Origin of the sequence: Mesorhizobium sp. M1E.F.Ca.ET.063.01.1.1 (assembly GCF_003998155.1) — a bacterium.
In the GTDB taxonomy this organism is placed as follows: domain Bacteria; phylum Pseudomonadota; class Alphaproteobacteria; order Rhizobiales; family Rhizobiaceae; genus Mesorhizobium.
The window spans coordinates 1-8180 of the sequence record NZ_RZSC01000231.1; the positions used below are offsets into that span (position 1 = coordinate 1).

At 62.8% G+C, this 8180-nt stretch carries 8 protein-coding genes and 1 pseudogene; 6 read left to right on the top strand and 3 right to left on the bottom strand.

Features of this window, described 5'->3' with window-relative positions; all coding sequences use genetic code 11:
• From groL to EOA29_RS42260, 3 genes and pseudogenes are all read right to left on the bottom strand, one after another.
• On the bottom strand, positions 1–1060 hold a 1060-nt coding region (gene groL / locus EOA29_RS17520; RefSeq protein ID WP_127221205.1), incomplete at its 3' end, for a chaperonin GroEL.
• 65 nt (positions 1061–1125) lie between these two features.
• Positions 1126–1419 (bottom strand): annotated as a pseudogene (gene groES / locus EOA29_RS17525) (co-chaperone GroES); the annotation flags it as partial.
• 62 nt (positions 1420–1481) lie between these two features.
• Positions 1482–1829, bottom strand: coding sequence for a hypothetical protein (locus EOA29_RS42260; protein ID WP_063169239.1), 348 nt, complete (start codon positions 1827–1829; stop codon positions 1482–1484).
• Positions 1830–2839: 1010 nt separating this feature from the next.
• On the opposite strand from EOA29_RS42260, the gene EOA29_RS17530 reads away from it, so the two are divergent.
• The 6 genes from EOA29_RS17530 to EOA29_RS17555 all read left to right on the top strand — a co-directional run.
• Positions 2840–3163: a DUF736 domain-containing protein gene (locus EOA29_RS17530; protein WP_024505644.1), complete on the top strand. Its 324-nt coding sequence runs from the start codon at positions 2840–2842 to the stop codon at positions 3161–3163.
• A gap of 181 nt (positions 3164–3344) precedes the next feature.
• The gene (locus EOA29_RS17535; protein ID WP_024505645.1) at positions 3345–3614 is read left to right on the top strand and encodes a helix-turn-helix domain-containing protein; all 270 of its coding nucleotides are present in this window, start codon (positions 3345–3347) and stop codon (positions 3612–3614) included.
• The gene (locus EOA29_RS17540; protein WP_024505646.1) at positions 3611–4159 is read left to right on the top strand and encodes a S26 family signal peptidase; all 549 of its coding nucleotides are present in this window, start codon (positions 3611–3613) and stop codon (positions 4157–4159) included. The genes EOA29_RS17535 and EOA29_RS17540 overlap by 4 nt, the downstream gene beginning before the upstream one ends.
• Positions 4147–4830 carry a lytic transglycosylase domain-containing protein gene (locus EOA29_RS17545; RefSeq protein ID WP_024505647.1) on the top strand — a complete coding sequence of 228 codons (684 nt, stop codon included), beginning with the start codon at positions 4147–4149 and terminating at the stop codon, positions 4828–4830. The genes EOA29_RS17540 and EOA29_RS17545 overlap by 13 nt, the downstream gene beginning before the upstream one ends.
• 178 nt (positions 4831–5008) lie before the next feature.
• Complete coding sequence (gene rlxS / locus EOA29_RS17550; RefSeq protein WP_024505648.1) at positions 5009–6979, top strand: relaxase/mobilization nuclease RlxS; 1971 nt, start codon at positions 5009–5011, stop codon at positions 6977–6979.
• A gap of 355 nt (positions 6980–7334) precedes the next feature.
• On the top strand, positions 7335–8180 hold an 846-nt coding region (locus EOA29_RS17555), incomplete at its 3' end, for an ATP-binding protein (RefSeq protein WP_127221206.1).

The window sequence follows — 8180 nt, forward strand, 5'->3', positions numbered from 1 at the left end:
CGATCTGCTGCTTGATCTGGGCGACGCGGCCCTGGATCTCGGCCTTCTTGCCGGCGCCGTCGACGATGGTGGTGTTCTCCTTGGAGATCGACACCTTCTTGGCGCGGCCGAGCATGTTGAGGCCGACGTTCTCGAGCTTGATGCCGAGGTCTTCCGAGATGACCTGGCCACCGGTGAGGATGGCGATGTCTTCCAGCATGGCCTTGCGGCGATCACCGAAGCCCGGCGCCTTGACGGCGGCGATCTTCAGGCCGCCACGCAGCTTGTTGACGACCAGCGTGGCCAGAGCCTCGCCTTCGACGTCTTCCGAGATGATGAGCAGCGGCTTCGAGGTCTGCACGACGGCTTCGAGAACCGGCAGCATGGCCTGGAGGTTGGACAGCTTCTTCTCGTGCAGGAGGATGTAGACGTCCTCGAGCTCGGCAACCATCTTGTCGGCGTTGGTGACGAAGTAGGGCGAGAGGTAGCCGCGGTCGAACTGCATGCCTTCGACGACTTCGAGTTCGGTCTCGGCGGTCTTGGCTTCCTCAACCGTGATGACGCCTTCGTTGCCGACCTTCTGCATCGCTTCGGCGATCATCTTGCCGACCGAAGCATCGCCGTTGCCGGCGATGGTGCCGACCTGGGCAACCTCTTCGGAGGTCTTGATCTTCTTGGCGTTCTTGATCAGGGTCGCAACGACGTCGGTTACCGCGAGGTCGATGCCGCGCTTCAGGTCCATCGGGTTCATGCCGGCGGCAACGGCCTTGTGGCCTTCCTGGACGATCGACTGCGCCAGAACGGTCGCGGTCGTGGTGCCGTCGCCAGCGATGTCGTTGGTCTTCGAAGCAACTTCGCGGACCATCTGCGCGCCCATGTTTTCGAACTTGTCCTCAAGCTCGATTTCCTTGGCGACGGTGACGCCGTCCTTGGTGATGCGCGGGGCGCCGAACGACTTGTCGATGACCACGTTGCGGCCCTTGGGGCCGAGCGTGACCTTCACCGCGTCAGCGAGGATGTTGACACCGCGCAGCATGCGCTCGCGGGCATCGCGGGAGAATTTTACGTCTTTGGCAGCCATTTTTAGCTCCTGGCAGGGGCTTCAATCGAGCCCGGGAATTCAGTTGACGAAAGGGCCTGATATGAGCCGATGATGCCCATGATGTCGGATTCCTTCATGATCAGAAGGTCTTCGCCATTGAGCTTGACTTCCGTGCCCGACCACTTGCTGAACAGGATGCGGTCGCCGGCCTTGACGTCCAGCGGGACCAGCTTGCCAGCTTCGTCACGAGCGCCGAAGCCGACAGCGATGATCTCGCCTTCCTGCGGCTTTTCCTTTGCCGTGTCGGGGATGATGATCCCGCCAGCGGTCTTGGATTCGGATTCGACCCGGCGAACGACCACGCGGTCATGCAGCGGGCGGAACTTCGACTTTGCCATTTTCGGATTTTTCCCTGGTGCGCTGTTGAGGGGTTTTTGTTAGCACTCGCGATGGACGAGTGCTAACGCGATAGTGAGGTAGGCTGTAAGCGGGCACTCGTCAAGACGGACGAGGGCAGGCGAGGAGCTCTGGCCCCCTCCCCGGTGGAACCCAACGCATACGCGGCATCCGCGTTGATGGCTGCGAGCCCCACATTTCCATTGAATTCGGCGTCATGACGCCAACTTGCTCGCGCCGCTTCCAAGTCGTCAGTCGTGCTGCCGTCAGCACGAACATAGGGCTGCGCTTCACTTCCCGTCGAAGCCGCGGCAAGCAGCGTCGCCGTCAGCACGCTCCTTTGCAGATGCTTGCCAAAGGTGGACAGTGAGCGCACCTGCGCCGGGCTGTTGGTGCGAACGTAAGACGTCATTGACAACTCCTTTTTGCAAGTCGAGCCCCTTCTCCACCTTCGGCCGCCGTCGACGCGAAGAAGTCCGCATCGCGTTGAAGACGAGCTGCGAAAAAGAGAAAGATGTGTTTGATGGCTGCGGCCCCAACGGTGCCTTCAGATTTGAGATCACTTCCGCCGCGAGCGGCTGAAGCTCCTCGCAACGTCAAATCGAATCTGCTGCCAAGCCTCCAGGAAAGGAGAGCATTGCTCATCTCGCGCTTGTGCATGCAGTCAACCTTCGATCCGTGTTGCCACATCAAGAGCAAATGCCGTGCCAAAGCTCACTGGGAAGTGAACGCATGGCTCTCCCTGAAAACCTCACAAATCCAGCATGGTCAATTGTGCGGAACCCGACATGCGTCTTCTGCCACTGTCAGCTTTCGGACAGGCATGACGCGTTTCGCGCCGACCACCGGTCGATCGGTTTTGGGGCCGGTCTGTTCGCCTCATAAGAGCGCGTTACATTGCGTAGCGGTTTCCCGAGCGCCGCCACATGACACTGGACCTGCAGGTAGCACCGGCTTCTCATCCAGCCTTACTTTGGCCCCCTCGCGTATCAAATTCCCGCTGGCGAGCCCTGCTTTCATAGATCGCACCATGCCGGATGTCTGCTCTGGCGCCCGACCCGCTGGCACGATCTCGATCCGGCATAAGGGCGCAGCATCTTTGCAGGCCGTTTCATCCCGGCGTCCTGCTTGGCTGACAGACCGCACTTGGCGAGCGGTCTCCATGCTCTCTCCAAGGACCATCCCTGCGGCTGGCTTGTCGACCTATGGGCGGGTCCGGCCGCCCGAAACCCTCGCGCCATCAGCTTTTTTCCCCGCCGCCTGCGGCGGCTTCCTCGCGCCGCTTCGCTCACAAAAAAGCTGCCCGCTCGGGTCCTTCACTGTCGCTGCGGCCCTGTCGGATTCAGGCGGTCCTGACGCGCCCATTACGGTGCGCCATCGCAGGGGATGGTCCCCGGCGAAACCACAAAAGGAGACTTCGAAATGACCGCGATCGGTTACGTCAACAAGCAGGAAAACGGCGCCTACAAGGGCCAGTTCAAGACGCTCAGCGTCCGCGCCGACATCGATATCGTCCCCAACCAGGCCAAGAGCGCCGATAACCATCCCGACTTCCGGGTGCTTACGCAAGGGGTCGAAGTCGGCGCTGGCTGGATCCGCACCGGCGAGACTTCCGGCAAGGATTATGTGAGCCTGTCGATTGCAGCGCCGGAGTTCGGACCGCGCAAGCTCTACGCCAATCTCGGCCGAGCCGCCGGCCAGGACGATCACGACACCTACGCCATCATCTGGAACCCGGCCGACTGACCGGCCGAGATAAGAGCCTCGCGCCGCAGCCCCGGCGCGGGGCTCATTCCCAGGAGTTCCACCCAAACCCCGTCCGCCCTAAAGGGCGGCGAAAACTCTCCCCCGACTCTTCGCCCGTCCCCGAGACGATCTCCCTCGCCCATCCTCGCCCTCGCTTGTCCGAAGCGAAACGAGGATCATCATGGACGACGAAAACGAACGCGCGGCCCGCGCGAAAAAGGGCAGCCCGTTTCTCAGCACAGCCCAAGCCGCCTTCTATATCGGGCTCTCCCAGCGCACGCTCGAAAAGATGCGGCTCAAGGGCGGCGGCCCGAAATTCCGCAAGCACGGCCGCTATGTCCGCTATCACATCGACGAACTCGACCATTGGTCGAAAGGACACCCGCAGCACTCCATCGCCGGCGATGGCAAGGCCGGTTCCGGCCAGGGCGGCACGGGAGGCCGTTCATGAGGCGGCGCCCTTCCATCCATCTGATCGGCAGCCGCCTGAGGCGTGTTCGAGCCCGTAAGACGGTCGCCTTGGCCGCGGCCGGTCTCGGTCTTTTGGGCTTCACGGCGCTGGGAAAGCCCGCCCCTTGGCTGGTCTGGAACGCCTCGGCCAGCGCGCCGATCGGCCTTTACCGCATCGCTGCGGGAGCGCTGGCGCGTGGCGATCTCGTGCTCGTGCGCCCGCCTGAATACGCGGCGTATCTCGCCGCCGAGCGCAGCTATCTGCCTCGCAATGTGCCGCTGGCAAAACGTCTTGCAGCGCTGCCGGACGATAATGTCTGCGCCTTCAATGACGCCATCATCATCGGCGGCGACATCGTCGCGCGCCGGCTCAAAATCGACGCCGAAGGCCGACCTTTGCCATGGTGGAACGGCTGCCGAGCGCTCGGGGATAACGAGGTTTTCCTGCTCGGCAGCGACAAAAACCGCTCCTTCGACAGCCGCTATTTCGGGCCTGTTCCCACTCAAAATGTCATCGGGAGGCTCGTACCACTATGGACCGAGTGACCCTCCTCTTGTTGGGCATGATCGCCATTGCGCCATGCGCCTGTTCCGCCTCGACCGGCGCTGAGCCGGTCGCCATCTCCCAAAGTCCGCAGCTGCGAAAGTGGCAGACGTTGGTATCGGAAGCAAGCCGGCGCTTCCATATTCCCCAAGCCTGGATCTATGCCGTCATGGCTGCCGAAAGCGGCGGCAAGACAATGCGCGGCGGCCGCCCCATCACCTCCCCCGCTGGCGCCATGGGCCTCATGCAGGTGATGCCCGGCACCTATGAAGAGATGCGGGTCGAACACGGCCTTGGGCCTAACCCCCACGATCCGCGCGACAATATCCTGGCCGGCACGGCCTATCTCAGTGCCATGTATGACCGCTTCGGATTTCCTGGCCTGTTTGGCGCCTACAATGCCGGTCCCGAGCGCTACGACGAGCATTTGAAGCGTGGCAAACCGCTGCCAGAAGAGACCGTCGAGTACCTCGACCAACTCAAGGCGGCCGGAGTTTCGGCGGCCGACATCGAGGCGTTCGAAAGCCAATCTGTCGCTCCAAAGGCGCAAATCGCTCCTCTCGGACGGTCGCTGTTCTTCATTCATGACGGTGTTCACTCAGGCGTGCGAAACGGCGATCTCTTCGTGCCGCTCGGCAAGGACGGCGCGCAGCCGAAGGAGCCGGTGCGTTAGCCATGGCGGACGGGGGCGCGTCTGGCGGGGCTGGGCGCGGAAGGCAAGATAAAGGTACCGCCTCCAGGAGGCGGTTAAATCTTTGTCTGCACATCGTTTTTCCGGGAGGCTGCCGCCGGTGCCAAGAGGGTTTGACGTGTAAGTGTCTGATTTTGCTTGATATGTCTGGGAGGCTCGCATTAAGGATGACGAGTTCAGGCCGAAGCTCGGCAAAATCGGGTCGCGCGGCTCGAAGGCCGGCAAACGCTATGCCGGCCAGGTTCGTGCGGCGATCAACCGGGCTGGCGGCCGGCCGCAACGCGGTGGTCGCTTCACAGGAAGCCGGACAGGGCGCGGCGGGGCGGCCGCCGCACTGCTGAAATCGCGCGACCGGTATGCCGCCTTCCGCCAGCGCCGGGTGATCGTCAAGGCGCGGGTCGTCAAGCTCGCCGGCAAGGGCGCGGACGGGGCGCGTGCCCATCTACGCTATCTTCAGCGCGACGGGGTCACCCGCGAAGGTGAACCTGGCGAGCTCTACGGCGCCGACAGCGGCCGCGTCGACGGCAAGGCGTTCATCGATCGCGCGGACGGCGACCGCCATCAGTTCCGCTTCATCGTCGCTGCCGAAGACGGCATCGAGTACGACGACCTCAAGGCGCTGACGCGGCGGCTCATGGCGCAGATGCAGGAAGACCTCGGCACGAAGCTCGACTGGGTCGCGGTCGATCATTTCAACACCGGCCACCCGCACAGCCACATCATCGTCCGTGGCAGGGACGACCGTGGCGAGAACCTGGTCATCGCGCGCGAATATATCTCATCTGGCATCCGCGAGCGGGCGGCCGAGCTGGTCAGCCTCGATCTCGGTCCGCGAACCGACCGCGAGATTGAGCTTCGCCTGCGCCGGGAAATGGAGCAGGAACGCTTCACCAGCATCGACCGTCGGCTGCTCAGCATGCGTGATGATGACGGCCTGGTCTCGCCGGGCGGTCCCGACGCCATTCGCCAGACGCTGCACCAGGGACGGCTGCGCAAGCTCGAGCGGATGGGTCTGGCCGCGGAGGTCGGCGCTGGCTCCTGGCGCCTCGACGATGAGCTCGAAGCCACGCTGCGCCGCACCGGCGAACGCGGCGACATCATCAAGACCATGCACCGCGAACTGACCGGCAAGGGGCTTGCCCGCAGGGCCGCCGACTGGGTGATCCACGATCGATCCGGCGAGCCCGTCCAGTCTCTCGTCGGTCGCGTTGTCGCGCGTGGACTGGCCGACGAGATCAATGACCGCCATTACATGATCGTCGACGCCGTCGACGGTAAGAGCCATTGGATCAACATCGGTAGAGGCGAGGCGATGGAAACGATGCCTAATGGCTGCATCGTGCGTGTCGCGCCAAGGAACACCGAGCCGAGGCAGGTCGATCGTACCATCGCCGAAATCGCCGCCGCGCATGGCGGCCGTTACGACGTCGATATGCACCTGAAGCATGACCCATCCGCCACCGAGAGCTTTGCGCGAACGCATGTGCGGCGGCTGGAGGCGATCCGCCGCGCGACCGGCGGCGTCGAGCGAGAGCCGAACGGCACCTGGCTCATCGCGCCGGACCATCTCGATCGCGTCGCGAATTATGAGGGCCAGCGGGCCAGGGCCGAGCCTGTCGTTGCCGACAAGCTCTCCTCAATGGCGCTGGAGCGACAGGTCAGCTTCAACGGCGCCACCTGGCTCGACCGGGAGCTGGTTGCCGATAGACCCGAGCCTTTGCACGGATCCGGCTTCGGCCGCGACGTGAGAGAGGCGCAAGCTCGCCGGCGGCAGTGGCTGATCGCGCAAGGCCTCGCGCATAAAGAACAGGATGGGATCGTCTATCGAGCCAACATGCTTTCGATCCTGCGCCAGCGAGAACTGAACCGTGTTGCTGGCCAACTGTCGGAGGAACTTGGCCTGCCCTATGCCGAAGCGCGATCCGGAGGACGAGTAGAGGGTACGCTCCGCCGCTCCGTCGAGCTTGCCAGCGGAAAATATGCCGTCGTTGAAAAGTCGCGCGAGTTCACGCTGGTGCCATGGCGGCCGGTGCTTGAGCGCCATGTGGGCAAGGAGGTCTCCGGTGTCGTAAGTGGGGAGGGGATTTCATGGACCGTCGGCCGGCAAAGGAGCGGACCTGGTGTTTCGTGAGATGGTGTACAGCTTTTTAGCCAGCGGCGCGGGCAGCCATGCGAGCCCGCGTAGACCTTATGGCCGCACGCCCGCAATCGGTCGCATGGACCTGCCAGGCGGGGCGGCTTTGGAGCGTTCGGACCCGACACGCTGCGTGAGTGGCCAGACTTCGAGCGCTCGAAGATGCGGACTGTTGTCTGCTGGCCGGCGTTATTCCGGCTGGCCTATGACCGCGGCGCAACAGTTCACCGCTGAAGTTGCCACGGGCGAACATCGACAAGAGAAAAAACACCATTGCGCGATACAAATCGCCGTTGAAAGCGTTTAGGTTGCATGCGCTTCGCCAAGTAAACGGATACCCCAGAAGAGAGCCATGACCACGGCCCGCCATATCGTGACGCTGCTTAAAAGCCACATTGCCGGCGACGAGGATCGTTTCCTCTCTATCGCGATGCAGCTTGCTGCGCATGAGGCACGTCAAGGCCATGGTAAGCTTGCTCAGGAGCTCAAGGATCTGGTCGACGCAGCCAAGAGCAGGGACGCCCGGATTGTCAAGAGCAGTCGGCCGGTTCCCCTTTTTCAGCCAAAGGGCGAGCTCGCAGGGCTCCTGCATGTGCGCTATCCGGACCTGCGACTGACCGACATGATTTTGCCGGACAGTCTGCGCTCGCGCCTGCACCGCGTGCTGGGAGAGCAGCGCCAACAAGCAAGCTTGCGCGAGCACGGGCTTGTTCCCCGTCGCAAACTGCTTCTGGTCGGCCCGCCAGGATCAGGCAAGACGATGACCGCATCGGCATTGGCCGGGGAGCTTCATCTGCCCCTTTTCACGATCGTCCTCGATGGTTTGATCACCAAGTTCATGGGAGAGACTGCCGGAAAGCTGCGGCTTGTTTTTGATGCAATGCAGGCGACGCGGGGCGTCTACTTCTTTGACGAATTCGATGCCATCGGCGCGCGTCGAGGCGAACGCCAGGATGTTGGCGAGATTCGGCGCGTGCTGAATTCGTTTCTGCAGTTTCTCGAGCAAGACGACAGCCACAGCCTGATTATTGCGGCAACAAATCATCCCGAGCTGCTCGACAGAGCTTTGTTCCGCCGTTTCGACGATGTCATCGAATACGCCGTGCCCGATCGGCCGATTATAGAGGCGCTGCTTCGGGCTCGACTCGACCGCTTCGACACCAGAGGGCTTGCCTGGAACGAGGCGATCTCTCAGGCA

Excerpts from the sequence above, each read along its gene's own strand:
- EOA29_RS42260 (WP_063169239.1), bottom strand. The coding sequence starts at position 1,829 with ATGACGTCTTACGTTCGCACCAACAGCCCGGCGCAGGTGCGCTCACTG.
- EOA29_RS17530 (WP_024505644.1), top strand. The coding sequence starts at position 2,840 with ATGACCGCGATCGGTTACGTCAACAAGCAGGAAAACGGCGCCTACAAG.
- EOA29_RS17535 (WP_024505645.1), top strand. The coding sequence starts at position 3,345 with ATGGACGACGAAAACGAACGCGCGGCCCGCGCGAAAAAGGGCAGCCCG.
- EOA29_RS17540 (WP_024505646.1), top strand. The coding sequence starts at position 3,611 with ATGAGGCGGCGCCCTTCCATCCATCTGATCGGCAGCCGCCTGAGGCGT.
- EOA29_RS17545 (WP_024505647.1), top strand. The coding sequence starts at position 4,147 with ATGGACCGAGTGACCCTCCTCTTGTTGGGCATGATCGCCATTGCGCCA.